General features: G+C 70.5%; 24 protein-coding genes, 1 pseudogene and 2 riboswitches. Of the genes and pseudogenes, 6 read left to right on the top strand and 19 right to left on the bottom strand.

Translation table 11 applies throughout. The annotated features are described in order from the left end of the window. From ACWCRJ_RS33995 to mnmA, 5 genes are all read right to left on the bottom strand, one after another. A complete protein-coding gene (locus ACWCRJ_RS33995; protein WP_450942953.1) occupies positions 1-966 on the bottom strand; it encodes a methionine synthase in 966 nt (321 codons plus the stop codon). Positions 967-1,265: 299 nt separating this feature from the next. Continuing rightward, a complete protein-coding gene (locus ACWCRJ_RS33990; RefSeq protein WP_078907342.1) occupies positions 1,266-1,955 on the bottom strand; it encodes an SDR family oxidoreductase in 690 nt (229 codons plus the stop codon). A 42-nt stretch (positions 1,956-1,997) separates the two neighbouring features. Then, positions 1,998-2,537, bottom strand: coding sequence for an LOG family protein (locus ACWCRJ_RS33985; protein ID WP_450942906.1), 540 nt, complete (start codon positions 2,535-2,537; stop codon positions 1,998-2,000). A 9-nt stretch (positions 2,538-2,546) separates the two neighbouring features. Then, positions 2,547-3,320, bottom strand: coding sequence for a class I SAM-dependent methyltransferase (locus ACWCRJ_RS33980; protein WP_450942905.1), 774 nt, complete (start codon positions 3,318-3,320; stop codon positions 2,547-2,549). A gap of 403 nt (positions 3,321-3,723) precedes the next feature. After that, on the bottom strand, positions 3,724-4,854 hold the full coding sequence (mnmA, locus tag ACWCRJ_RS33975) for a tRNA 2-thiouridine(34) synthase MnmA (protein WP_450942904.1): 1,131 nt from the start codon (positions 4,852-4,854) through the stop codon (positions 3,724-3,726). A gap of 60 nt (positions 4,855-4,914) precedes the next feature. On the opposite strand from mnmA, the gene ACWCRJ_RS33970 reads away from it, so the two are divergent. After that, on the top strand, positions 4,915-5,634 hold the full coding sequence (locus tag ACWCRJ_RS33970; protein WP_450942903.1) for an N-acetylmuramoyl-L-alanine amidase: 720 nt from the start codon (positions 4,915-4,917) through the stop codon (positions 5,632-5,634). A gap of 311 nt (positions 5,635-5,945) precedes the next feature. After that, positions 5,946-7,439, top strand: coding sequence for a multicopper oxidase family protein (locus tag ACWCRJ_RS33965; protein WP_450942902.1), 1,494 nt, complete (start codon positions 5,946-5,948; stop codon positions 7,437-7,439). Between the two features lie 43 nt (positions 7,440-7,482). On the opposite strand, the gene ACWCRJ_RS33960 is transcribed toward ACWCRJ_RS33965, so the two are convergent. The 3 genes from ACWCRJ_RS33960 to ACWCRJ_RS33950 form a co-directional block, all read right to left on the bottom strand. Further along, complete coding sequence (locus ACWCRJ_RS33960; RefSeq protein ID WP_450942901.1) at positions 7,483-8,652, bottom strand: cysteine desulfurase family protein; 1,170 nt, start codon at positions 8,650-8,652, stop codon at positions 7,483-7,485. A gap of 81 nt (positions 8,653-8,733) precedes the next feature. After that, entirely contained in the window at positions 8,734-9,024 is a 291-nt protein-coding gene (locus ACWCRJ_RS33955; RefSeq protein WP_046912750.1) for a hypothetical protein, read from the bottom strand. 86 nt (positions 9,025-9,110) lie between these two features. After that, complete coding sequence (locus ACWCRJ_RS33950) at positions 9,111-9,275, bottom strand: hypothetical protein (protein ID WP_450942900.1); 165 nt, start codon at positions 9,273-9,275, stop codon at positions 9,111-9,113. A gap of 148 nt (positions 9,276-9,423) precedes the next feature. Here ACWCRJ_RS33950 and ACWCRJ_RS33945 point away from each other — a divergent pair, with 148 nt between their 5' ends. After that, positions 9,424-10,050, top strand: a complete 627-nt coding sequence (locus tag ACWCRJ_RS33945) for a TetR family transcriptional regulator (RefSeq protein ID WP_450942899.1) — start codon at positions 9,424-9,426, stop codon at positions 10,048-10,050. A 61-nt stretch (positions 10,051-10,111) separates the two neighbouring features. On the opposite strand, the gene ACWCRJ_RS33940 is transcribed toward ACWCRJ_RS33945, so the two are convergent. The 11 genes from ACWCRJ_RS33940 to ACWCRJ_RS33890 form a co-directional block, all read right to left on the bottom strand. Next, positions 10,112-10,507: a hypothetical protein gene (locus tag ACWCRJ_RS33940; protein WP_450942898.1), complete on the bottom strand. Its 396-nt coding sequence runs from the start codon at positions 10,505-10,507 to the stop codon at positions 10,112-10,114. Between the two features lie 224 nt (positions 10,508-10,731). Next, on the bottom strand, positions 10,732-11,586 hold the full coding sequence (locus ACWCRJ_RS33935) for a thioesterase family protein (protein ID WP_450942897.1): 855 nt from the start codon (positions 11,584-11,586) through the stop codon (positions 10,732-10,734). A 69-nt stretch (positions 11,587-11,655) separates the two neighbouring features. Then, complete coding sequence (locus ACWCRJ_RS33930; protein WP_450942896.1) at positions 11,656-12,291, bottom strand: trimeric intracellular cation channel family protein; 636 nt, start codon at positions 12,289-12,291, stop codon at positions 11,656-11,658. Positions 12,292-12,354: 63 nt separating this feature from the next. After that, positions 12,355-13,662, bottom strand: coding sequence for a dipeptide ABC transporter ATP-binding protein (locus ACWCRJ_RS33925; RefSeq protein WP_450942895.1), 1,308 nt, complete (start codon positions 13,660-13,662; stop codon positions 12,355-12,357). Then, a complete protein-coding gene (locus ACWCRJ_RS33920) occupies positions 13,659-14,753 on the bottom strand; it encodes an ABC transporter ATP-binding protein (RefSeq protein WP_450942894.1) in 1,095 nt (364 codons plus the stop codon). The genes ACWCRJ_RS33925 and ACWCRJ_RS33920 overlap by 4 nt, the downstream gene beginning before the upstream one ends. After that, the gene (locus ACWCRJ_RS33915; protein ID WP_450942893.1) at positions 14,750-15,757 is read right to left on the bottom strand and encodes an ABC transporter permease; all 1,008 of its coding nucleotides are present in this window, start codon (positions 15,755-15,757) and stop codon (positions 14,750-14,752) included. The genes ACWCRJ_RS33920 and ACWCRJ_RS33915 overlap by 4 nt, the downstream gene beginning before the upstream one ends. Positions 15,758-15,826: 69 nt before the next feature. Then, on the bottom strand, positions 15,827-17,584 hold the full coding sequence (locus tag ACWCRJ_RS33910; RefSeq protein WP_450942892.1) for an ABC transporter substrate-binding protein: 1,758 nt from the start codon (positions 17,582-17,584) through the stop codon (positions 15,827-15,829). Between the two features lie 74 nt (positions 17,585-17,658). Next, on the bottom strand, positions 17,659-18,657 hold the full coding sequence (locus ACWCRJ_RS33905; protein ID WP_046912757.1) for an ABC transporter permease: 999 nt from the start codon (positions 18,655-18,657) through the stop codon (positions 17,659-17,661). Positions 18,658-18,986: 329 nt separating this feature from the next. After that, complete coding sequence (locus ACWCRJ_RS33900; protein ID WP_005480035.1) at positions 18,987-19,781, bottom strand: enhanced serine sensitivity protein SseB C-terminal domain-containing protein; 795 nt, start codon at positions 19,779-19,781, stop codon at positions 18,987-18,989. Between the two features lie 172 nt (positions 19,782-19,953). Then, positions 19,954-20,730 (bottom strand): enhanced serine sensitivity protein SseB, encoded by a 777-nt coding sequence (locus ACWCRJ_RS33895; protein ID WP_450942891.1) that lies wholly within the window; start codon positions 20,728-20,730, stop codon positions 19,954-19,956. Positions 20,731-20,818: 88 nt separating this feature from the next. Beyond that, positions 20,819-21,487 carry an AAA family ATPase gene (locus tag ACWCRJ_RS33890; protein ID WP_450942890.1) on the bottom strand — a complete coding sequence of 223 codons (669 nt, stop codon included), beginning with the start codon at positions 21,485-21,487 and terminating at the stop codon, positions 20,819-20,821. Between the two features lie 216 nt (positions 21,488-21,703). After that, positions 21,704-21,800, top strand: a riboswitch (glycine riboswitch). Then, a riboswitch (glycine riboswitch) is annotated at positions 21,801-21,925 on the top strand. A 35-nt stretch (positions 21,926-21,960) separates the two neighbouring features. On the opposite strand from ACWCRJ_RS33890, the gene gcvT reads away from it, so the two are divergent. The 3 genes and pseudogenes from gcvT to ACWCRJ_RS33875 all read left to right on the top strand — a co-directional run. After that, positions 21,961-23,088 (top strand): glycine cleavage system aminomethyltransferase GcvT, encoded by a 1,128-nt coding sequence (gene gcvT / locus ACWCRJ_RS33885; RefSeq protein WP_450942889.1) that lies wholly within the window; start codon positions 21,961-21,963, stop codon positions 23,086-23,088. Positions 23,089-23,213: 125 nt separating this feature from the next. Then, positions 23,214-23,591: a glycine cleavage system protein GcvH gene (gcvH, locus tag ACWCRJ_RS33880; RefSeq protein ID WP_046912761.1), complete on the top strand. Its 378-nt coding sequence runs from the start codon at positions 23,214-23,216 to the stop codon at positions 23,589-23,591. 18 nt (positions 23,592-23,609) lie between these two features. After that, positions 23,610-23,770, top strand: a pseudogene (locus tag ACWCRJ_RS33875) (serine hydroxymethyltransferase); the annotation flags it as partial.

Below are 23,770 nucleotides of genomic sequence, written 5' to 3'. Positions count from 1 at the left end.
TTACTCTGGGTTGTCCGCGAGGGATCTCGCCGCCTTGACGCAGTGCGCGAGTGCCGTGCGCGCGTATGCCGGGGAGACCCCCGCGAGCCCGCACGCCGGAGTGACCGTGACCGCCTCCGCGAGAAGCCCCGGATGCAGTCCCAGCCTGCGCCACAACGTCCTGACACCCATGACGCTACCGGCAGGGTCCGACAATGCCCCCTCCGTGGTCGGCACGACACCGGCCAGCAGCTTGGTGCCCCCCTCGACCGCTTCCCCGATCGCGTCGTCGTCACGCTCGGTGAGCAGAGTGAAGTCGAAGGAGATCCCGGTGGCACCGGCCCGGCGCAGCAGCGCGAACGGCACGTCGGGGGCGCACGAGTGCACGGTCACCGCGCCCTGTGCGGCGTCGATGACGTTCCGCAGCGTGGCCTCGACGAGTTGGCGGTCGACGGCGCGGTGCGTGCGGTAGCCGCTGGCGCTCTTGACCTGTCCGCGCAGGACGGCGATGAGGGAGGGTTCGTCGAGCTGGAGGACGAGTTGGGCTCTCGGCGCCCGCCGGCGGACCTCGGCGAGGTGCTGGCGCAGGCCCTCGGCGAGCGAGCCGGCGAGGTCACGGCAGGCGCCGGGGTCGGAGAGGACTGCCTCGCCGTTCCTCAGCTCCAGCGCGGCGGCGAGGGTCCAGGGTCCGACGGCCTGGACCTTCAGTGGGCCCTCGTATCCCTGGGTGAACTCCTCCAGCGCGTCGAGGTCCTCGCCCAGCCACGACCGGGCCCGCTTGGTGTCCCGGCCCGGTCGGTCGCCGAGGCGCCAGCCGCTGGGCTCCACGCGCGCGTACAGCTCGACCAGCATCCCCGCGGTTCTGCCGATCATGTCGGCGCCGGGGCCTCTGGCGGGGAGTTCGGGAAGGTGCGCCATGCCTGTCTCCGGCCACTCGAAGGTGCCGGTGACGGTCTTGGCGGCTTCTCGGGCGTCGCCGCCCGGCATGGACCCCACGCCGGTGGCGGGGCCGAAACTGAAGTCGTCGCTCACGCCCCGAAGCGTACGGCTCCGCCGGGGGTGCGTTGTCGGGTGCGGGTGGGTGGGGCCTCTCGCGCAGTTCCCCGCGCCCCTGAAAGCCCAGGACCCCGCGGCTCTGAAAGGCGGCCGGTGTCGGGCCTGAGAAGCACGGGGCACAGCCCCTGCTTTTCAGGGGCGCGGGGAACTGCGCGACCAGCCCCCACTCACCCGCCCCCGCCCCCGCACCCGCACCCGCACCCGGCAACGCACCCCGTCCGGCAGAGCCCTCACGCGCCCGGTCGGACCGTCAGGTCGTTCACCTCCGCGTCGCGGGGCAGGTCCAGCGCCATGAGAATCGTCGTGGCGACCGACTCGGGGGCGATCCAGCGAGCGGGGTCGTACTCCTTGCCCTCCTGCTGGTGCACCTTCGCCTGCATGGGGCTGGCGGTGCGGCCGGGGTACACCGTCGTCACCCGGACCCCGTTGCCGTGCTCCTCCCACCGCAGGGAGTCCGCCAACGCCTTGAGCCCGTGCTTGGAGGCGGCGTACGCGGACCAGTCGGCGTGGGCGTTGAGGCCCGCGCCGGAGTTGACGAACAGCACGTGCCCACGGGCGGCCCGGAGTTGGGGCAGGAAGTGGCGGGTCAGTTCGGCGGGGGCGATGAGGTTGACGTTGAGCTGGTGGCGCCATGTCTTGGGGGTCAGCTCGCCGACCGGGCCGAGGTCGACCACACCCGCGATGTGCAGCAGCGAGTCCACGCGGTCCGGCAGGCTCTGGTGGGAGAAGGCCCAGGAGATCTTGTCCGGGTCCGCCAGATCGCCGACCAGCGTCCTCGCCCCCGGGAACTCCGCGGCCAGTTCCTTCGCCCGTCCCGCGTCGCGCGCGTGCAGCACGAGGTCGTCCCCGCGCTCGTGCAGCCGTCGGGCGACGGCCGCGCCGATGCCGGAACCCGCCCCGGTGATCACATGAGTAGCCATGCGGTCATGCTCGCATCACCGGAGCGGAACGAAGAACGCCCCTCAGGCGACGCCCCGGCTCTCCTCCAGATATGCCAGCGCCCCCACCGGCTCCTCCGCGAAGAAGACCAGGTCGGTGAGCGGGCGGGGCAGGAAGCCCTCGTCCTCCATGCGCCGGAACTGCTCCTTCAGGCCGTCGTAGAAGCCCGCGGTGTTGAGGAGGACGACCGGCATCTCGGTGTGACCGTGCTTCTTCAGCTCCAGGATCTCGGTCGCCTCGTCGAGCGTGCCGGTCCCGCCGACCATGATGACGACCGCGTCGGCCTTCTCCAGGAGCAGCCGTTTCCTCTCGGCGAGGTCCCGTGCGACCACCATCTCGTCGGTGTCCGGCCGCGCCTTGGCCGCCAGGAACTCGACCGAGACGCCCAGCAGTCTGCCGCCCGCCTCCCGCACGCCGTCGGCGACCACCTTCATCAGCCCGACGTCCGAGCCGCCCCACACCAGGGTGTGCCCGCCCTTGCCGATCAGCTTGGCAAACTCCTTCGCCGGGCCCGTGTAACGGTCGGCGAGGTCGGCGGCGGAGAGGAAGACACAGATGTTCATGCGTCCACGTTAGGGGGCGGTACCGACATCCGGTCCCCCACGCCCGCCGGCTTCCTCCGCCAGGGTCGCGCGGATCTTCGACTGGCGATGGGGCAGGTCCTCCCAGTCGTCCATGAGCCGGGCGGACAGGCCGTACCGCCGGGCGAGTTCGACGAGGGTGTCGGTGCGGTAGTAGAAGTCCTCGTGGAGCACGTGGTGTTCGTCGCCCTCGGTGCGGCCGAAGGTGAAGTCGAAGTGGCCGCCGGGGGCGAGGACGCGGCCGACGTGCGCGAGGCACTGCTCTATGACGTGCGGCGGCGAGTGGGAGAACACGCTGTGCGCGTGGACGACGTCGAAGTGACCGGCGGGCAGGAAGGCGAACGTGAGGTCGGCGACGAGCGCCAGGTGGGGCAGTTTGGACTGCAGACCCTCTCGCGCGAGGGTGCGCTGGGCCTCCATGAGGATGGCGGGCGAGATGTCGATCCCGTAGTAGTTCCCGGTGTCCAGGTGGTCGATGAACAGCCGCCCGGCCCGCAGGTTCCCGCAGCCGATCTCCAGCATCCGGTGCCGGGGCTCCAGGCCGTGCCGCAGGAGGTAGTCGAACTGCATCCGGCCGATGCGTTCCCACTTCTCGACGGACGGGTTGTGCCCGACGGCGGCCTCGGGACTGCGTGCCGTGTCGGCGGCCATGACGGCCCGGTAGTAGGCGATGTGGTCGCGGTGCTTCAGCCGCAGCCAGGTGTCCCGCGCCACCCGGTGGGCGTGCGCGGGCACGCGCCGGGGGTGGCGCAGGGCGTACCGCATCCGGTGGCTGAGACTCCGGCGGTTCCTCGTCGGGTCCCGGAACGGATCACGGGACCGGTCGCGAGACGGGTCAGGGGACCGACCACGAGACGGGTCGCGTGACGGATCCATGGCCGCGTCACGGGGCGGATCCATGGCCGCGTCGCGGGACGGATCCCGAGGCCCGTCCCGTGACGGATCCCGGCCCGCGTCCCGTGGCGGATCCGCGGCGCGCGACGGTTCCGGGGACGGCCCCCGGGACGGGTTTCCCGCCTGTTCTGCCGGATCTGTGGCTGTCATGGCGACCTCCTACGTCCCCCTGCGGCCCGTCCGGGGCCTCCTGGAAGAGCTCGAAGCTCACCAAGCAGCCTGCGCCGTGCGCACGAGGACGGCTACCCGGGGAGGGACGATCGTGGCCGTGGCGCTACACGGCACCCGCCCGCGCGCGCGTGGTGGAGGCGATCGTCGCCGACCCCACGACGCGCGTGCCGTCGTACAGGACGATCGCCTGTCCGGGGGCGACACCGCGGACGGGCTCCGTGAAGGAGACCTCCAGGGTGCCGTCGATCAGCTCCGCGCGGACCTCGGTCTCGCCGCCGTGGGCGCGCAGCTGGGCCGTGTAGGTGCCGGGGCCCGTGGGGGCCGCGCCGCACCAGCGGGGGCGGATCGCGGTCAGGGCGTCGACGTCGAGGGCGGCGGCCGGGCCGACCGTGACCGTGTTGTTCACCGGGGAGATGTCGAGGACGTAGCGCGGCTTGCCGTCGGGGGCGGGGGTGCCGATGCGGAGCCCCTTGCGCTGGCCGATGGTGTAGCCGTACGCGCCCTCGTGGGTGCCGAGGACCGTGCCGGACTCGTCGACGATGTCGCCCTCGGAGCGGCCCAGCCGGTTCGCGAGGAAGCCCTGGGTGTCGCCGTCGGCGATGAAGCAGATGTCGTGGGAGTCGGGCTTCTTGGCGACGGCGAGGCCCCTGCGCTCGGCCTCGGCGCGGATCTCGTCCTTCGTCGTCACGGTGTCGCCGAGCGGGAACATCGCGTGGGCGAGCTGCCTGTCGTCGAGCACGCCGAGGACGTACGACTGGTCCTTGGCCATGTCGGAGGCGCGGTGCAGCTCCCGGGTGCCGTCCTCGCGCACGAGCACCTGGGCGTAGTGGCCGGTGCAGACGGCGTCGAAGCCCAGGGCGAGGGCCTTGTCGAGCAGGGCCGCGAACTTGATCTTCTCGTTGCAGCGCAGACAGGGGTTCGGGGTGCGTCCTGCCTCGTACTCGGCGACGAAGTCCTCGACCACGTCCTCGCGGAAGCGCTCGGCGAGGTCCCACACGTAGAAGGGGATGCCGATGACGTCGGCGGCGCGGCGGGCGTCCCGGGAGTCCTCGATCGTGCAGCAGCCGCGCGCCCCGGTCCGGAACGACTGCGGGTTGGCGGACAGCGCCAGATGGACGCCCGTGACGTCGTGCCCGGCTTCCGCCGCGCGGGCGGCGGCCACGGCGGAGTCGACCCCGCCGGACATGGCGGCGAGGACACGGAGGGGGCGGGAGCGCTGCGAGATCTCAGTCATAACCCTTCAAGGGTACGGGTCGCCGGGAACCGGAGCCCGCGAGTATCCGTTGACGATCTCGTGGGAACGAGAAGGGCTTCGAAGAGCGGTTCCGGGGGCGGCGACGCGAGCGCCTCCGGCGGCGGGGACACGGGCCGGCGCGTCGGACGCCGGGCGCTGCTCATCGGCACGGCCGTGGCCGCCGTCGGTACGGCCGTCGTGGCCAAGGACGAGCTGAAGCGCGCCTGGTGGCGCGTGCCCGGGGTCACGAAGCCGCGCAAGGAGGGCGAGGTCGACTACGCGGGAGCGAAGTGGGTCGCGGCCTCGGACGCGAACTGGCGGCTGGCGGACCGGCCGGACGACTTCGGCATAGACATGGTGATCATCCATGTCACCCAGGGCAGTTTCGCCAGCGCCGTGAAGGTCTTCCAGGACCCGGAGCACGGCGCCGCCGCGCACTACATCGTCCGCAAGGACGGCCATGTCACCCAGATGATCCGCGAGCTGGACGTGGCCTACCACGCGGGCAACCGCGACTACAACGAGCGCAGTGTCGGCATCGAGCACGAGGGCTTCGTGGAGAAGCCCGAGGACTTCACCGCCGAGATGTACGAGGCCTCGGCGCGGCTCACGGCCCGTGTCTGCGCGCGGTACGACATCCCGATCGACCGTGAGCACATCCTCGGCCATGTCGAGGTGCCGGGGACGGACCACACCGACCCCGGCGAGGGCTGGGACTGGGACCGCTACATGAAGCTGGTCCGCGCGGCGGCGGCCACACAGTCGTCGACGTCCGCCTGACCCCGGCACCGGGCCGCACCCGACAGCGGGGGCACAGGGGCGCGAGAGGGCCGGGACAGCGGCAGCACAGACCGTCACCGACGCGACGGACATGTGACGGGCATCACATGATCATGCGCCGGTATTCCCACCCCGTCCGACGGCCGCCCGATACGTCCCGCGCCACGGACCCGACCTGCATCTGCCTCAACTCCCCACTGCCTCACCGTAGTTGAGACAGTCCGTCGCGCACGGCGGGCTCACAGCGCACTCGGTCCGCTCCTACGTTCACCCCAGTGCTCACACAGGCCTCACGTCGAGCATCCCGGCTCATGACGAACAACACTGAGCGCAAGGGCGGCCGCAACGGCAAGGGGCTGCACCGCCGCAAGTTCCTCGGCGGGATGGCGGGAGCCGGGCTGGCGGCGGTCGCGGTGGCCGGTACGACCTTCTCGCTGCTGACCGACGCGAAGGGCAACAAGGCGGGCGCCGCGACCGGCACCGCCTCGCTGAACATCCCGGACCTCCTGGAGGGCACCACCTCCGACGGCACCACCACGTTCGCGTTCACCGCCCAGAGCGGCACCCATGAAATCCTCAGCGGTGTCACGAGCGACACCGCCGGCTACAACGGGTCCTACCTCGGCCCCACCATGAAGTGGACCACCGGCTCCACGGTCCTGCTGAACATCACCAACGACCTCGACGCCGACACCAGCGTCCACTTCCACGGCGCGCACATCCCGCCCGACATGGACGGCGGCCCGCAGAACGCGTTCGCCGCCGGGGAGACCTGGTCCCCCACCTTCGAGATCCTCGACGAGGCCAAGACGCTCTGGTACCACCCGCACGCGCTCGGCACCACGGCCGAGCAGGTCGTGCACGGCCTGGCCGGTCTGATCATCGTGGAGGACGAGACGGACGCGTCGGCCGCGTTGCCGAGCGAGTACGGCGTCGACGACATCCCGCTCGTCCTGCAGTGCCTGGCCACCGACGCGGCGGGAGACATCAAGTACGACCTGAACGGCTACCTGCGCAACACCCTCAGCTTTCCGGTGCTGTGCAACGGCACGAACGTCGACGACACCACGCTGACGTTCACCGCGACGAAGACCCGCACCCGGTTCCGGGTGCTCAACGCCTCGCCGTCCGACATCATCACCGTCCAGCGCGGCGACGGCGGCACACTCACCCAGGTCGCCACCGAGCAGGGCTACCTCACCGAGGCCACCGAGGTGAAGTCGATCAGGCTGGTGGCGGGCGGGCGCGCCGAGTTCGTCATGGACCTGAGCGACGCGGTGACCCTGCAGGCCGTCATCACGACGGGATGGGTCCGTGGCGGCAGCGGTACGTACGACTTCCTCACCGTCACCCCGGACGCCTCGGACAGCCCCGACGACCTGCCGTCCTCGCTCAACACGATCGAGCGGTACGACACCTCCGCCTTCACCGCGCGCGAGATCACCCTCGACCAGGACGGCCTGGAGATGGCGATCAACGGGGCGGTCGGCACCACCATGGACTCCATGGCGACGATCATGACGACGCTGGGCTCCAAGGAGATCTGGACGATCACCAACAACACGATGCTGGAGCACTCGTTCCATCTGCACGACGTACCGTTCCAGCTGATCGAGATCAACGGCGAGGAGCCGACCGGTGTCGATCTCGGCTGGTTCGACACCTACGAGGTCGTCGGCGGCGGGTCCATCAAGATCGCCATGGAGTTCACCGACTTCGCGGACGACACGTACATGTACATGCTCCACTGCCATCTCCTCCAGCACGAGGACGAGGGCATGATGGCCGGCCTCATGGTCATGTAGAGCTAGGCACGGGGAGAGCTGGGCACGGGGCGGGTACGTCCGCTCAGCTCAGGCCCGCGGTGCGGGCGCGTTCCACCACCGGTCCGATGGCCTTGGCGACCGCCTCCACGTCAGCCTCCGTGGAGGTGTGGCCGAGGGAGAAGCGGAGGGTGCCGCGGGCCAGATCGGGGTCGGTGCCGGTGGCGAGGAGGACATGGCTCGGCTGGGCGACGCCCGCGGTGCAGGCGGAGCCCGTGGAGCACTCGATGCCCTGGGCGTCGAGCAGCAGGAGCAGGGAGTCGCCCTCGCAGCCGGGGAAGGTGAAGTGGGCGTTGGCCGGGAGGCGGCCCCCCGGGGCCGGGTCGCCGCCCAGGATCGCGTCCGGCACCGCCGTACGGACCGCGTCGACCAGGGCGTCGCGCAGGGCGCCGATCTCGCGGGCGAACCACTCGTGCTGCTCGGCGGCGAGCCGGCCGGCGACCGCGAAGGAGGCGACGGCCGGGACGTCGAGCGTGCCGGAGCGCACATGGCGCTCCTGGCCGCCGCCGTGCAGGACGGGTACGGGGCTGTACTCGCGGCCCAGCAGGAGCGCGCCGATGCCGTACGGGCCGCCGATCTTGTGGCCGGAGACGGTCATGGCGGCGAGGCCGGAGGCGTCGAAGTCGACCGGAATCTGACCGAAGGCCTGGACCGCGTCGGCGTGCAACGGGACACCGAACTCCTGTGCCACGTCGGCGAGTTCACGGACCGGCAGGATGGTCCCGATCTCGTTGTTGGCCCACATGACGGTCGCGAGGGCGACGTCGTCGGGGTCGCGGGCGATGGCCTCGCGCAGGGCGTCCGGGTGGACCCTGCCGTACGCGTCGACCGGGAGGTACTCGACGGTGGCGCCCTCGTGTTCGCCGAGCCAGTGGACGGCGTCGAGGACCGCGTGGTGCTCGACGGGGCTGGCCAGGACACGGGTGCGGGCCGGGTCGGCGGCGCGGCGGGACCAGTACAGGCCCTTCACGGCGAGGTTGTCGGCCTCGGTGCCGCCGGAGGTGAGGACCACCTCGCTCGGGCGGGCTCCGAGGGCTTCGGCGAGGGTCTCGCGGGCCTCCTCGACGGTGCGCCGCGCTCGGCGGCCGGAGGCGTGCAGCGAGGAGGCGTTGCCGGTGACGCTCAGCTGGGCGGTCAGGGCCTCTGCCGCCTCGGGGAGCATCGGGGTGGTCGCCGCGTGGTCGAGGTAAGCCATGGTGAGCCGATTCTACGGGGCTCCGTGCGGGTGCCCTCGGGGTGCTCTCGGATCATGGCCGACAAGGCACTCGGCCGCGCCTCAGAAGCTCCAGGACACCGTGTCCGTGCTCTGCATCAGCGCGGCCAGGACCACGAGGTCGGCGACACCCAGCCCCAGGCCCAGGAAGGCGCGGCCCCGTCGGGTCGTGCCGCGCTTCAGGGCGACGGCCGCCAGGACGATGGCGATGGGGCCGAGGAAGAGGTTGAGGACCAGCAGGCCCAACAGGCCCAGCACGAAGGAGGCGACGGCCATGCCGTCGGCGTCCCGGCCTCGGGTACGGGTGCGGGTGGTGGTCGATCCGGTCTGCGGGCGTGCGGCGGTGAGTTGCATGGTCGGTCTGCTCCCTACGGGCTCTCGGGGACGGTCGCGGGTGGTGCGTGGTCGTCCGGTGGCGCCGGTCGAGTGGTGGCGAACGGTCAGTCGGTGGTGCGGCCGCGGCGGGCGTGGCGCTCGCGGTACGCGAACACCGCCAGCCACAGGGCGATGCCGGCGGCCAGGGCGGACGAGACGGCCATCGGTACATGGGCGACGGTGCCGAGGACGACACCCAGCAGCAGTAGTGCGGCGACCAGGAACAACATGGCGGACCCGCCTCTCGTTTCGGTTCGTCGGTCCGGACGTTTCGGTGACAGCTTGGTGAACGGTTGTGGTTACAATTGTTCACTGACTGCCAAGTCTAGCGCGTCGCCCGGCTTTGCATTTACGGAGAACAGTTGTTGACTGCATGGCATGAGTCACACGCTCGGCATCCGGCAGGTCCAGAAGCAGAGGACCCGGCAGGCGCTCATGGACGCCGCGCTCGGTCTGCTGGAGGAGCAGAGCCTCAGCAGCCTCGGACTGCGCGAGGTCACCCGGGCCGTGGGTGTCGCGCCCACCGCGTTCTACCGGCACTTCCGCTCGACCGCGGACCTCGGTGTCGCGCTGGTCGAGGAGGTGCTCGGCAGTCTGCACCCGGTGCTCGGGGACCTGATGTCGGCGGTGGGCGACAGCGACGAACTCATCCAGAGCGCCGTCGATCTGATCGCCCGCCATGTGGACGCGTACCCCGCACACGTCAGATTCATCGCGCGCGAACGGCACAGCGGGGTCCAGCCGGTGCGGGACGCCATCCAGGGGCAACTGGCGCGGTTCGCCGAAGAGGTACGGACCGAGCTGGCCAAGCGGCCGGAGACCGGCGGGTGGACCGACGACGACCGGCTGATGCTCGCGGGCCTGTACGTCGATCAGATGCTGGTGACCGCCTCGCTGTTCCTGGCCGCCCGGGACCAGCCGGAGGAGGAGCGCACCCGGGTGACCCGGCTGGCGAGCCGCCGTATGCGGCTGATCAGCATCGGCTGTCGCCATTGGCTGGACTGAACGCCGCGACGCACGAAGGGCGCGCCGAACGGGCGCGCCCTTTCCGTCCGCCTCGCCGCCGTCAGCCGTCCTCGGACGCCGAGGCCGTCGCCTCCTGGCTCGGGGCCCCGCTCGGAGCTTGCCCGCCCTGGCCCGGCCGACCAGCGCCGCCGGGGCCGCCGCAGCCGCCGCCACCGCCGGGGCCACCGTTCTCGCCGCCGCCCGGGCCGCCGCTCGGCGCACCGGAAGGCCGGTCCGAGGGAGCACCCGAGGGAGCGCCGGACGGGGCCTGGCCGTTCGCGGTGGGCTGACCGGAGGGGGCGCCCGAGGGAGCACCCGACGGGGCCTGGCAGCTCTGCTGGCCGGAGGTGCCGTTGTTCGAGGTGGACGACGACGAGGCGCCGGAGCCGCACGCCACCAGGAAGAGGGGTGCGGCCGCCAGCAGGACGACGGCGGGGACGAGACGTGCACGCTTCATGAGAGGCAGCTCCAAGAACGATGAGGAGTTCGTGGGCCGCATCGAATCAACGCAGCATGGGGCTCTCTTGGGTTCGCGCTGTGCCAACCCTGTGCGAACGGCAAAGCCGCCCCCAACGCACCCGCCCGGCCCGGCCTTTCACCGCTCCCTCACGAGCGGACGCCGGTACGGGTTCGTGACAGGGACGGCGGTGCCGGCCGGTTCGGCGGGCGTCGCCGGGTGCCTCAGTCCGTCAGCCTGGCGCGCGCCAGTTGCCGGGACTGCGCGACCAGCCGGTCCGCGCTGTCCCAGACCTCGGCGTCCTCCTCCAGGAAGCCGCCGGCGAGGTTGCGGGTGGAGATGGCGACGCGGAGCGGGCCCGGCGCCGGGCGGCACCGGACGTGGACGGTCAGCTCGACCGTCGGGACCCAGCCCTCAAGGCCCATCTCGAAGGCGGTCGGCGGCAGCGCGTCCACCGCGAGGAGCAGGGAGAACGGGTCGGGGTCACGGCCGTCGGCGAGCCCGAACCACGACCGCATCTCCCCCTTGCCGGAGGGCGCGCCGAGTGCCCAGCCGAGGGTCGCGGGGTCCAGCTTCAGGAACAGCCGGTCGGCGATCGCGGAGCCGCCGGGGACGGGGCCGGGCGCGTCCTGCGGGCCGAAGCACTGCTCGATCGGCGGGATCGCCGGCGGCTTCGCCGTCGTACGGACGTCGTCCGGGAGGGCGTCCAGGTCGCCGTAGGAGGCGAGGACGCGGATCCGCTCGACCTCGCGGCCCTCGTGGTCGTACTGGAAGAGGGAGGCCTGGCCGGTCGACAGGGTCCGGCCGGTGCGTACGACGTCCGTGCGGACGACCGCCGGGCCCGGCTGGGAGGCGGTCAGGTAGTGCGCGGAGATCGTGAACGGGTCGCCGTGCGGCAGCACCTCGGCGAGGGCGCGACCGAGGACGGCGAGGAGATAGCCGCCGTTGACGGCGCCGATGATCGTCCAGCCGGCGGAGAGGTCGACGTCGTAGACGCCGGGCGACCGCCGGGTGACCGCGGTGTCCCGGTCGAACTCGCTGTCGCCGATGGTGGCCTGTACGGAAGCTGCTTCGGGCATGGATGAACCGTACAACAGGTGATTACTAAGCGGTAGCTTTATGCCGCAGACCCTCAGGCCCTCAGGCCCTCAGGCCTCCTCGACGGCCGCCGACCGCCGGTTCCACGCCCGCGGGGCCCGCCAGTGGTACCGCATCGCCAGCAGTCGCAGCACGAAGGCCGTGATCGCGGCCAGGGCCGAGGTGAAGGGGTTCAGTGCGTCCAGGCCGATGCACAGGACGACCATCCCGGCGCCGACCATCGCGGGGACGGCGTACAGGTCCCGGTCCCAGCGCAGCAGTGAGGGCACCTCGTTGGCGAGGACGTCCCGCAGCACACCGCCGCCGACCGCGGTGGCGAGGCCGAGGACGACGGAGGCGGTCAGACCGAGTCCGTACGCGTGCGCCTTCGTCGTGCCCGCGACGCAGAACAGGCCGAGGCCGGCCGCGTCGAAGACGTTGACCCCGGACTGGATGCGCTCCACGTGCGGGTGGAGGAAGAAGACGAGGATCGCGGCGAGCAGCGGGGTGAAGAAGTAGCCGAGATCGGTGAAGGCGGCCGGCGGTACGGCGCCGATGACCAGGTCCCGGAACAGCCCGCCGCCGAGGGCGGTCACCTCGGCGAGGACGGCGATGCCGAACACGTCGAAGTTCTTGCGGACGGCCAGCAGGGCGCCGGAGATCGCGAAGACGAAGATGCCGATCAGGTCGAGCGGATAGGGAGACACCCCTATATTGTGACGCAACGACGAGCCCCCGCCTTACATTGCAAGGCGGGGGCTCGATTTCGCTTACTTGTCGTCGGTTTCCCCGGCGGCTTCCGGTGCCTTGGCGGCTTCCGGTTCCTTGGCGGCCTTGGTCTTCGCAGGCGGCTCCGTCGCGACCGGCGGCTCTGGCTCGCCGGACGCCTCCGACACCGCGGACGCCTCCGACACCGCGGGCGCCTCCGACACCGCGGGAACCTCCGGGTCCGCGGGCGCCCCCGTCTTCTTCACCGCGTCCGGTACCAGCTCGCCCGCCTCCTTCGCGGCCGTCAGCAGGACGACGTCCTGGGGCTGCTGGTCCTCGAAGTTCTCGGGGTGGTGGCAGGCGACCCGCTGCCCCGGCTTCAGCTCGGCCAGCGGCGGTTCGGTGGTCGTGCAGACCTGCGTGGCCTTCCAGCACCGGGTGTGGAAGCGGCAGCCGCTCGGCGGCGCGATCGGCGAGGGCACGTCGCCCTTGAGCAGGATGCGCTCGCTCTTGGCACTGCGGCGCGCCGGGTCCGGGATGGGCACGGCCGAGAGCAGCGCCTTGGTGTACGGGTGCATCGGCGCCGCGTACAGGGAGTCCCGGTCGGCCAGCTCCACGATCTTGCCGAGGTACATCACGGCGATGCGGTCGGAGACGTGGCGGACGACGGAGAGGTCGTGCGCGATGATCACGTACGTCAGGCCCAGCTCGTCCTGGAGGTCGTCCATCAGGTTGACGACCTGCGCCTGGATGGACACGTCGAGCGCGGAGACCGGCTCGTCCGCGACGACCATCCGGGGCTTGAGGGCGAGCGCGCGGGCGATGCCGATGCGCTGGCGCTGGCCGCCGGAGAACTCGTGCGGGTAGCGGTTGTAGTGCTCGGGGCTCAGGCCCACCAGTTCCAGGAGGCGCTGGACCTCCTTCTTCACCCCGCCCTCGGGCTCGACGCCCTGGAGCTTGAACGGCGCCGAGACGATGGTGCCGATGGTGTGGCGGGGGTTCAGCGAGCCGTACGGGTCCTGGAAGATCATCTGCACGTCGCGGCGCAGCGGGCGCATCCCGGCCGTCTTGAGGTGCGTGATGTCCGTGCCGTCGAACTCGACCTTGCCGCCGGACGGTTCCAGCAGACGGGTGATGAGCCGGCCCATGGTCGACTTGCCGCAGCCGGACTCCCCGACGACGCCGAGGGTCTCGCCCCGGCGAACCTCGAAGTCGATGCCGTCGACGGCCTTGACCGCCCCGACCTGCCGCTGGAGCAGGCCCTTCTTGATGGGGAAGTGCTTGACCAGGCCCTCGACCCTGAGCAGCGGTTTCTCGTCGGCGTCGGTGCGCGGGGCCGGCACGGCGGCCCGGGTCTCAGTCTCGCTCACAGCTTCGGCGCAATCTCTTCGGTCCAGATCCGCGTACGGTCCTCCTGCGACAGGTGGCAGGCGGTGAAGTGCCGGCCGCCGACCTCGCGCAACTCGGGGCGCTCGGTGCGGGTGATGTTGTCCTTGGGGAGGTCCGCGTACGGGCAGCGCGGGTTGAAGGCGCAGCCCGAGGGGACGTTGATGAGGCTCGGCGGCTGGCCCTTGACCGGGATGAGCCGGTCGGTCTGGGCGCGGTCGATGCGCGGCATCGAGCCGAGCAGGCCCCAGGTGTAGGGGTGCTGCGGTCCGTAGAAGATGTCGTCGACCGGGCCGCGCTCCACGCAGCGGCCGCCGTACATCACGAGGATGTCGTCGGCGATCTCGGCGACCACGCCGAGGTCGTGCGTGATGATGATGACCGCGGAGCCGAACTCCTTCTGCAGGTCGCGGATGAGGTCCAGGATCTGCGCCTGGACGGTGACGTCCAGGGCGGTCGTGGGCTCGTCGGCGATCAGCAGTTCGGGGTTGTTGACCAGGGCCATGGCGATCATGGCGCGCTGGCGCATACCGCCGGAGAACTCGTGCGGGTAGCCGTCGACCCGCTTGTGGGGCTCCGGGATGCCGACGCGGTCGAGGAGTTCGATGGCGCGCCTGCGGGCGACCTTCTTGCTGACGTCGTGGTGGACCCGGTACGCCTCGACGATCTGGCTGCCGACCCTGTAGTACGGGTGCATCGCGGACAGCGGGTCCTGGAAGATCATCGCCATGTCGCGGCCGCGCAGCCGGCGCACCTCGTCGGGGCTCGCCCCGACGAGTTCCTTGCCGTCGAGCCAGATCTCGCCGGACATCTGCACGTTCTTGCCGCGCGCGCCGAGCCGGTGCAGGCCCATGATCGCCAGCGAGGTCACCGACTTGCCGGAGCCGGACTCGCCCACGATGCCGAGGGTCTTGCCCTTCTCCAGCTGGAAGGAGAGGCCGTCGACGGACTTGACCAGGCCGTCGTCGGTGGGGAAGTGCACCTTGAGGTCGCGCACTTCGAGGAACGCCGTGGGGGCGTCCCCGGCACGTGCGGGCTCGCCCACGGCGGCCCCGGTCTTGGACAGTTCGGTCACGAGAGCCTCACCCGCGGGTCGATCGTGGCGTACAGCAGGTCCACCACAAGGTTCATGAAGACGACGAAGAACGCCGCGAGCAGGGTCACCCCGAGGATCGGGGGCAGGTCGTTGGCGCTGATCGACTGGACCGCGTACTCGCCGATGCCGTGCAGGGAGAACACGGTCTCGGTGATGAGAGCGCCGCCGAGGAGCAGACCGACGTCCATGCCGAAGACCGTCACCAGCGGGGTCAGCGCGGCGCGCAGGCCGTGCTTGACGACCACCTTGCCTTCGCGCAGGCCCTTGGCGCGCGCGGTGCGGATGTAGTCCTCGTTCATCGTCTCCAGCATGCCCGAGCGGGTGAGCCGGGCGTAGATGGCCGAATAGAGGAGCGCGAGCGAGCACCACGGCAGGAAGAGGGTGTTGGCCCACTGCGAGGGGTTCTCGGTGAAGGGGACGTACGTCCGGCCGAAGATCTCCAGCTGATAGCTGAACAGCAGCAGGGCGAGCTGGCCGGTGAAGAACATGGGCAGGGAGACGCCCGCGAGCGCCACGCCCATGGCGGCCCGGTCGAAGAACGAGCCGGGCTTCAGGGCCGAGATGACACCTGCCGTGATACCGCCCAGCAGCCACAGCACGGCGGCGCCGGAGGCGAGCGAGATGGTCACCGGCAGCCGGCCGGTGAGCTGCGGCCAGACCTCCAGGTGGTCCTTGAAGGAGTAGCCGAAGCAGGGGGCGTCACAGCGGACGGTGGAGGGCCCCAGGTCGTACGTGGCACCGGAGACAATGCCCTTGATGAAGTTCCAGTACTGCTCGTAGACCGGCTGGTCCAGGCCGAGGTTCCGCTTGACCGCCTCGATGTCCGAGGGCGAGGGGTTCTTGCCGATGTACTGCTGTGCCAGCTGGTCGGCGGTCTGTCCGGCGAGCTTCGGCAGGATGAAGAAGATGCCGAAGGTGACCGCGGTGACGACGAGCAGCAGGATCACCGCCGCGATCGTCCGGCGGATGATGTACGAGATCACGAGGACCGGCGCCGGCGCCCGCGGGTGTGCTCACCCGCGGGCGCCAATGCCTTCACCTGCCTTCCGGGGCTACTTCTTTTCCTTGACACCGATGTTGAGGTAGTCGTACTGACCGCTGAAGGCCGAGGACGACACCAGGTTGGTGGCGTACGGCGAGCGGTACAGCAGGACCTTGAAGTAGGTCAGCGGCACGATGGCGGCCTGCTCCATGACCTTCTTGTCGACCTCGGTGTACGCGGCGGTGCGGGCGGCCTCGTCGGTGTTGCCGATCGCGTCGTCGAGCAGCTTGTTGATCGCGGGGTCGTCCAGCTCGGACAGGTTGGTGTTGCCGGCCTGGCCGATGGCCTTGCCGTGCACGATCTGCTGCAGGAAGCCGTAGCCGGTGGGCCAGTCGGCGCCCCACTGCATCATGATGAGGCCGATGTCGTTCTTCTTGTTGAACTTCGGCACGCCCGCGTAGTCGGAGAAGTACTTGCCCGACGGGTACTGCTTGATGTCGGCCTCGATGCCGATCTTCTTCAGCGCCTCGACGATCGCGGTGGCCGCGTCGACCTCGCCCTGACGGTCGGTGCGGGCCGAGATGGAGGTCTTGAAGCCGCCCTCCTTGCCGCAGGCCTTCAGGTGCTCCTTGGCCTTGGTGACGTCACCCTTGTTGTCCGGGGTTGCGTACGTGTCGGCCTTCTCGTAGCCCGAGACGTCGGTGGGCAGGACGGTGGTGGCGATGTCACCGCGGATCGGGCCGCCCATGGCGGTCTGCACGGCGGTCTTGTCGATCGCGTACTCGACGGCCTTGCGGCACTCGACGTTGTCGAACGGCGCCACCTTGGTGTTGATCGCCGTGTAGACGAGACGGCCGCCGAGCGCGTTGTCCGTGTTGGCCAGCTGGTCCTTGTCCTTGAGGATTTGGGCCTGGGTCTGGGCGTCGACACCGGTGCCCTGGATGTCGATCATGGTGTCGCCGGACATGACGTCCTTGTCGATGGTGGCCTTGTTGACCTTCAGGTTCACCACGATCTTTTCCGGGTACTGCTTGCGCAGCGGGTCCGTCTTGGCGTCCCACTCCGGGTTGCGGACGAGGACGATCTGCTTGCCCTCCTCGTACTTCTCGAACTTGTACGAGCCGGTCGACACGACCTTCTTCGTGTAGTCGACGCCGGTGTCCTTGGCCCGCGGCACCGCGGCCGTCTGCGGCATGCTCGCCAGATAGTCGAAGTCGGCGAAGGGCTTGTTGAGTTTGAAGACGACGGTGTTGTCGTCCGGCGTCTCGATGGACGCGATGCCCGCCTCGTCCTTGTCCTTGTACGGGCCCTTGTACTTGTCCCCGCCGGCCAGCAGCTGCTGGAAGTAGTTGGGGCCCGAGGAGAGCACGTCACGCGCGAAGTTCGAGCGCTCGACCGCGTACTTGACGTCCTTCGAGGTGACGACGGTGCCGTCCTCGAACTTGACGCCCTGGCGGATCTTGTACGTCCAGGTCTTGCCGCCGTCGCTCGGCGTGCCCGCGCTCTCGGCCAGGTCCGGGACGAGCTCGTTGCCCGCCTCGCCCGCGCCGGGCTTGAACGTCATCAGCGGACGCGCGTAGAGGCGGCTGAAGTTGAAGCCGTACGCGTAGTACATGTTGCCCGGGTCGAGGGACTCGGGGGCGTCGGAGCTGGCGTAGGTGACCGTGCCGCCCTTCGCCGTGGACTCGTTGACGACACCCTTGGTCGCCGCGTTGGCACCGGCGCCCTTGGGGGCGTCATCCGTGCCGTCGTCCGCCTTGCTGCACGCGGACAGAAGCAGGCCGGCGCTGCTCACAACCGCGACAGCGGCCATTGCTGACCTTCGCATGATGGTCGGGTTCTCCTTCGTAGTTGGACAGTTGCGTGGGACTACGGGCCACAACCGGGCCGCGGTCGCAGACGTCAGCGGCTGCGGGGGTCGAGGGCGTCCCGGAGGCCGTCACCGAGGAGGTTGAAGGCCAGCACCGTGATGAAGATCGCGAGGCCGGGAACGATCATGTACTGCGGGTCGACCTCGAAGAAGTCGACAGCCTGGTTGAGCATGCCGCCCCAGGAGGCCTGCGGCGGCTGGATCCCGACACCGAGGAAGCTGAGCGACGCCTCGAAGATGATGTTCGTCGGGATGAGCAGGGTCGAGTAGACGATGATCGGCGCGACGAGGTTGGGCAGCAGCTCCTTGAACAGGACGTACGGGCCGCCGGCGCCCATCCCGCGCGAGGCGTCGATGAACTCCCGCTCCCGCAGCGCCAGGGTCTGACCGCGCACGATGCGCCCCATGTACGGCCAGTTGAAGAAGCCGATGACGAAGATCAGCACCGAGATGTGCAGCGGCAGTCCTTCGAGGCCGAAGGCGCCGCCCTGCAGTGTCGCGGAGATGGCGATCGCGAAGAGCAGCAGGGGGAACGCCAGGAAGGTGTCCATCAGCCGGCTCACGACCGTGTCGACCCGGCCGCCGTAGTAGCCGGCGACCAGTCCCAGCACCACGCCGATGGCGTTCGACAGGATCGTCGCGCCGAAGGCCACGACCAGGGAGACCCAGGAGCCCTCCAGGATGCGGGCGAGGATGTCGCGGCCGAACTTGGGCTCGACACCGAGCGGGTGGTCCCAGCTCATCCCGCCGAAATCGCCCTGGGGGAGCGAGGTGTTGGGATCGATCAGGTCCTGGTTGAACGCGTTGGGGTCGAGCCCCAGCAGCGACTGCAGCGGCCGGGAGAGGGCCGCGATCAGGATCAGCAGGACGACGATGAGACCACCGGCGACCGCCACCTTGTCGCGCTTGAAGCGGGTCCAGGCGATCTGGCCGAGCGAACGGCCCTCGATCTTCTTGGCCTCGACGCCTTCCAGCACGGCTTCGGGCTGTGCCTCGGCCTGCGATCCGGTCGTCTCAATGGGTGCGGTCATCGTCCCTCGTGCTTGCCCGTGCCGGTGGTTGCCGACTGTGCCTGGCGGCCGCCCGGGTCTGCGGTGCGGTCCGTCACCACTGCTCTTTCGTCTGCTCTGTGACTACTGCTGGGTACGAGGGAGAGGTACGGCATCGAACTTCGCAGCGTGAACAGCGCGTTCGCCGGATCCCCCCATCGCTCTGGGGGAGTCTTCAACGGCCGCGCGATCAGGCACCAGACCCGGCGGCGAATGTATGCGCAACCGTGATGTGGCCAGCGGGGTTCCGCTATCCGGACGTGACGCTCTGTTGAGCGGTGGGTGCGGTGGAGAGCCGTGGGCGCGGCGGTTCAGTACCGGCTCGGATAGCCGTAGCCGCCCGCCGCCGGGGCCTGTGCCGGGGCCGCGTGGGCCTCGCGGTCGTAGAACGGACGGGCGCCGGCGCGCAGCCACATGGCGACCGGGTCGTACTCGTCGGACATCGCGACGGTGGACACGGGCAGGCCGTCCGGGACGGCGCCGATGGACTGCTGCATCATCGCGCGCACCGAGTCGACGGCCGGCGGCGAGGTGTCGTACACGTCGAGGCCGATGGCCAGGTACGGCGCGCCGAGCGCGGGCTGCACCCAGGCGCGGCGCAGCGAGCGCACGGCGGGCGTGCGGTGCGCGTTCTGCGTCAGCAGGCCGTAGAACTGGGGGATCTCGATGGCCGGCTCGGACAGCCGGAGCGGGCCGGCGGGCTGCCGCTCCAGGCCCGTGGCGATCCGGCGCAGGTCGAGCCAGGGGATGCCGACGCCGCCGCCCGGGGCGTGCGGGTTCAGCCAGAGGCCGTAGTGGTCGGGGTAGAGGGTGCGGGCCACGTCGAGGCCGTCCACCACCTCGTAACTGCGGTTCCAGCCACTGGCGGAGAGCTCCTGGGCGGAGGTCACGCACGGGGCGTAGTTGAACCCTTCGACCTCCATGTTCCCGTACTGGGCGTCCGGGGAGCCGCCCTGGCCGTGCCAGAGCAGCATCCAGATCTGGCCGGAGGACGGGGTGGCGAGGGCACGCAGCAGCGCCTCGTAGGCGTCGTAACGCCCGGGCGTCACCTGCCGCAGCATGTGCTCGACCTGCCCGGTGGCGATGCGGCTGCCGCTCGCGCTCACGTTGGCCGCCCTTCGATGTGGACCGTGGTGGGTGGTGGACCCTGGTGGTGGGAAACAGCTTAGGTGGTGTGCGGGTTGAGCCGGTCAGGGCTCGGGGGTTGTCGTGCGTCACGCGGAGCGGGCGCGTTGTCGCTGGTCGCGCCGTTCCCCGCGCTCCTTCGGGAAGCGCTGATCAGTAGCCCTGTTGGTAGAACGGCCGTACCTTCTCGCGGAGCCAGTCCCCCACCGGGTCCTGGGCGACGTCCAGGAAGACCATGTTGACCGGCCAGGGAACCGGGGTCTTGGCCAGGGCCCTGCCGAGGGCGGCCAGGGGGAGGCCGCGGTCGGCCTCCCACGAGGCCAGTTCGACACCGATGAACATGACGGGGGCGGCGGTCTCGATGGTGGCGAGGCAGCGTCGGGCGGAGAGGACCACCCCGGTCGCGGCGAACTCGGCGGAGGCGGCCGCGAGGAAGTCCACGGGGTCGTCCTGCCAGTCCGGTTCGAAGAGCCGGACGCGGGCGCCGTTCGCCGCGCCGTCCAGCGGGGTCCGTCCGGCCCGGCACAGCTCGGCCACGGCGGGCGGCGGCAAGGGCATGCCCACGACGCCGTCCGGGTTCAGGGCGAGGCCGATCTGCGGGGGCAGACCGCGCGCGAACTCGACGGCCGGGGCGATCGTGAACGACATGTGGTGGCCGACGACCTGGCGGAACTGCTCCTCGGAGGTGAAGACCGGCACGTACGCCTGGCCGTCGAACTCCATCGTGGGCAGGTCGAGCTGACCGCTCTGCGGGCCGCCGCCCTCCGGCAGCGGCACCCATACGAAGCTGCGGGCCAGCACCTCCACGATCCGCGCCCCGGCCTGAGGCACCCCGAGCGACGCGGACAGCACCTCCTCCAGCTCGTTGCCGGGCCACCCGCCGTGCCCGTGGGGATGTGCCTGTGCCGGAAAGTCCGCCGGGAAGTCCATCTGCTGCCTACCGCTTTGCTCCGTGATGCTGTTGTCCCTGCACCTTAATTGCTTCCGGGCCGGGGGCGCGCCCTTCCGGGGCGCCCCGCTACCCCACGAAGTCGATCCGCTTCAGGACGTCCGCCGCCGCCCGGTCGAGGAGCACCGCCGCGCCGCACCCCTGCGGCAGCCGTCCCTCCTCGACCGCACGCAGCAGCCTGGTCATGGCACTCCGGTGCCGCGCGAAGGCGTACCGCGACACCCCTCGCCCCCGCTCCCGCTGCCCGTCCCGCGCCTCGCCGGGTGTCACGTCGAGCAGCAGCAGATGCAGGGTGCCGCCCCGCCTCCTGGCCTCCCGGGCGAGCCAACTTCGTACCCATGCCTGCGCCCCGCAGTCGTGCACGACGACGCCCTCCCCCGAACGCAGGGCGCGCCGCAGCCCGGCGTAGTGGGCGAGGCGCACGAAGGGCCGGTACGCCGCGTACGGCAGATGGCGGGCGAAGCGCGCGTCGAACCGGTCGCGGGTGTCCTGGGAGTCGATCCGGACGCCCGGGACGCTCCGCCGCATCAGCGTCGACTTGCCGCTGCCGGGCAGTCCGGTCACCACCACCAGGTCCTGCGGGCCGAAGGACAGTCCGTGCGGGCTGCGCCCGGCACGTTCCCTGAGGTCGCGGACGACCGCCCTCGGGAACGGGCCGCACGCCTCACCGGCCGGTGCGACGGGCTGCTTGGGCATGGCGATGCCCGAGGTCGTCGCGTACGCCGTGGTCCTGTTCACCGTGATCGTCCTCCCCAGGGGTATGGAGACCCATCCCCACAGACTGTAAAGAAAAGGTAATGCCCGATCCCTCCTGGTTCAGTCCTCGTCCTGCCACAAGAGTGCTACGAACCGCTGTGTCCGCTTCCTCTCGTCGTCCCCCACCTGTGAAAGGTCCCCCTGCCGCGCCGCGTCGATGCGTGCAATGATGTGCGCGCCAACTGCATACCGGCCGCTTGAATCCGCGCGGGAGAGCTCCCAGCAGTCTCGCTGGGGCGCCGAAGGAGCAAGTCCCTCCCTTGAATCTCTCAGGCCCAGATACCGCGCGGGCGAGGCACATCTGAAAAGCGGGCCGCACCTCTCTTCCGTAGGGGACGGCTCCACCCAAGGTGCAAACCACGACCACCGGTACGCGCGGTCGCGGTGAACCTCTCAGGTTCCGATGACAGAAGGGGAGGATCGCCCTCGCCTGTCATGCCCTGGGAGCAGAACCGATGAGCAGTAGCCCCACCGCTGGATCGCGCCGTACCGCGCTCGATGCCCTGCATCGTGCCCTCGGTGCGACGATGACCGACTTCGCAGGCTGGGACATGCCCCTGCGCTACGGCTCCGAGCGCGACGAGCACCTCGCCGTCCGCGCGAAGGCCGGTCTCTTCGACCTCTCCCACATGGGCGAGATCACCGTCTCCGGTCCCGGGGCCGCCGCGCTGCTCGACCACGCGCTGGTCGGCCACATCGGCGGTGTGAAGCCCGGCCGCGCCCGCTACACCATGATCTGCCGTGAGGACGGCGGCATCCTCGACGACCTGATCGTCTACCGGCTCGCGGACACGGAGTACCTCGTCGTCGCGAACGCCTCGAACGCCCAGGTGGTGCTGGACGCGCTCGTCGAGCGGGCCGCCGGGTTCGACGCCGAGGTGCGGGACGACCGGGACGCGTACGCGCTGCTCGCCGTCCAGGGGCCCGAGTCGCCCGGCATCCTGGCGGCCCTCACCGACGCCGACCTCGACGGTCTGAAGTACTACGCGGGCCTGCCGGGCACGGTCGCCGGGATCCCCGCGCTGATCGCGCGCACCGGGTACACCGGCGAGGACGGCTTCGAGCTGTTCGTCGCGCCGGAGCACGCCGTCGAGCTGTGGCAGGCGCTGACCAAGGCGGGCGAGGGCGTCGGCCTGGTGCCCTGCGGGCTGTCCTGCCGGGACACGCTCCGCCTGGAGGCGGGGATGCCGCTGTACGGGCACGAGCTGTCCACCGGGCTGACGCCGTTCGACGCCGGGCTCGGGCGGGTCGTGAAGTTCGAGAAGGACGGCGACTTCGTCGGGCGCACGGCTCTGGCGGCCGCCGCCGAGCGTGCCGCCTCGGCCCCGCCGCGCGTCCTCGTGGGCCTGGTCGCCGAGGGCCGCCGGGTGCCGCGCGCCGGGTACCAGGTCGTCGCCGACGGTCAGGTGATCGGCGAGGTCACCTCCGGAGCGCCCTCCCCGACGCTGGGCAGGCCGATCGCCATGGCGTACGTCGACGCCACGCACTCCGCGCCGGGCACCGCCGGTGTGGGCGTGGACATCCGGGGCAGTCACGAGCCGTACGAGGTCGTGGCGCTGCCGTTCTACAAGCGGCAGAAGTGACACCTTCGTAGAAGCGGCGTCGTACGGACCCCGAGCGTGACCCTCGGCACATCCGCGCTGTTCAACAGCGGTTTCAGCCGTCCCCCCTTCATCACCACTCCCCCGCGTACAGGAGAATCCAGGCCATGAGCAACCCCCAGCAGCTGCGTTACAGCAAGGAGCACGAGTGGCTGTCGGTCGCCGAGGACGGCGTCTCGACGGTCGGCATCACGGAGTTCGCGGCGAACGCGCTCGGCGATGTCGTCTACGCCCAGCTCCCCGACGTGGGCTCCACGGTGGCCGCGGGCGAGACCTGCGGCGAACTGGAGTCCACCAAGTCGGTGAGCGATCTGTACTCGCCGGTCTCCGGTGAGATCACCGAGATCAACGAGGACGTCGTCAACGACCCGTCGCTGGTGAACACCGCCCCGTTCGAAGGCGGCTGGCTGTTCAAGGTACGTGTCGCGGAGGAGCCGGACGACCTGCTCTCCGCCGACGAGTACGTCGCCCACACCGCTGGCTGAGAAGACGAGGTCGTACGCATGTCGCTTCTGAACACACCCCTGCACGAGCTGGACCCCGAGGTCGCCGCCGCCGTCGACGCCGAGCTGCACCGCCAGCAGTCCACCCTGGAGATGATCGCCTCCGAGAACTTCGCCCCCCTCGCCGTCATGGAGGCCCAGGGCACCGTCCTCACCAACAA

The organism is Streptomyces sp. NPDC002324 (genome assembly GCF_053593335.1).
Note: the sequence above shows the minus strand (reverse complement) of the source record. Positions and strands in the feature narration are given on the sequence as shown.

Coding starts and splice junctions, on each gene's coding strand:
- ACWCRJ_RS33980 (WP_450942905.1), bottom strand. CDS start 3,320: ATGCGGTACGCCCTGCGCCACCCCCGGCGCGTGCCCGCGCACGCCCAC.
- ACWCRJ_RS33990 (WP_078907342.1), bottom strand. CDS start 1,955: ATGGCTACTCATGTGATCACCGGGGCGGGTTCCGGCATCGGCGCGGCC.
- ACWCRJ_RS33895 (WP_450942891.1), bottom strand. CDS start 20,730: ATGGACTTCCCGGCGGACTTTCCGGCACAGGCACATCCCCACGGGCAC.
- ACWCRJ_RS33905 (WP_046912757.1), bottom strand. CDS start 18,657: ATGACCGCACCCATTGAGACGACCGGATCGCAGGCCGAGGCACAGCCC.
- ACWCRJ_RS33960 (WP_450942901.1), bottom strand. CDS start 8,652: ATGGCTTACCTCGACCACGCGGCGACCACCCCGATGCTCCCCGAGGCG.
- ACWCRJ_RS33995 (WP_450942953.1), bottom strand. CDS start 966: ATGCCGGGCGGCGACGCCCGAGAAGCCGCCAAGACCGTCACCGGCACC.
- ACWCRJ_RS33945 (WP_450942899.1), top strand. CDS start 9,424: ATGAGTCACACGCTCGGCATCCGGCAGGTCCAGAAGCAGAGGACCCGG.
- gcvT (WP_450942889.1), top strand. CDS start 21,961: ATGAGCAGTAGCCCCACCGCTGGATCGCGCCGTACCGCGCTCGATGCC.
- ACWCRJ_RS33910 (WP_450942892.1), bottom strand. CDS start 17,584: ATGCGAAGGTCAGCAATGGCCGCTGTCGCGGTTGTGAGCAGCGCCGGC.
- mnmA (WP_450942904.1), bottom strand. CDS start 4,854: ATGACTGAGATCTCGCAGCGCTCCCGCCCCCTCCGTGTCCTCGCCGCC.
- ACWCRJ_RS33935 (WP_450942897.1), bottom strand. CDS start 11,586: ATGCCCGAAGCAGCTTCCGTACAGGCCACCATCGGCGACAGCGAGTTC.
- ACWCRJ_RS33955 (WP_046912750.1), bottom strand. CDS start 9,024: ATGCAACTCACCGCCGCACGCCCGCAGACCGGATCGACCACCACCCGC.
- ACWCRJ_RS33965 (WP_450942902.1), top strand. CDS start 5,946: ATGACGAACAACACTGAGCGCAAGGGCGGCCGCAACGGCAAGGGGCTG.
- ACWCRJ_RS33950 (WP_450942900.1), bottom strand. CDS start 9,275: ATGTTGTTCCTGGTCGCCGCACTACTGCTGCTGGGTGTCGTCCTCGGC.
- ACWCRJ_RS33940 (WP_450942898.1), bottom strand. CDS start 10,507: ATGAAGCGTGCACGTCTCGTCCCCGCCGTCGTCCTGCTGGCGGCCGCA.
- ACWCRJ_RS33985 (WP_450942906.1), bottom strand. CDS start 2,537: ATGAACATCTGTGTCTTCCTCTCCGCCGCCGACCTCGCCGACCGTTAC.
- gcvH (WP_046912761.1), top strand. CDS start 23,214: ATGAGCAACCCCCAGCAGCTGCGTTACAGCAAGGAGCACGAGTGGCTG.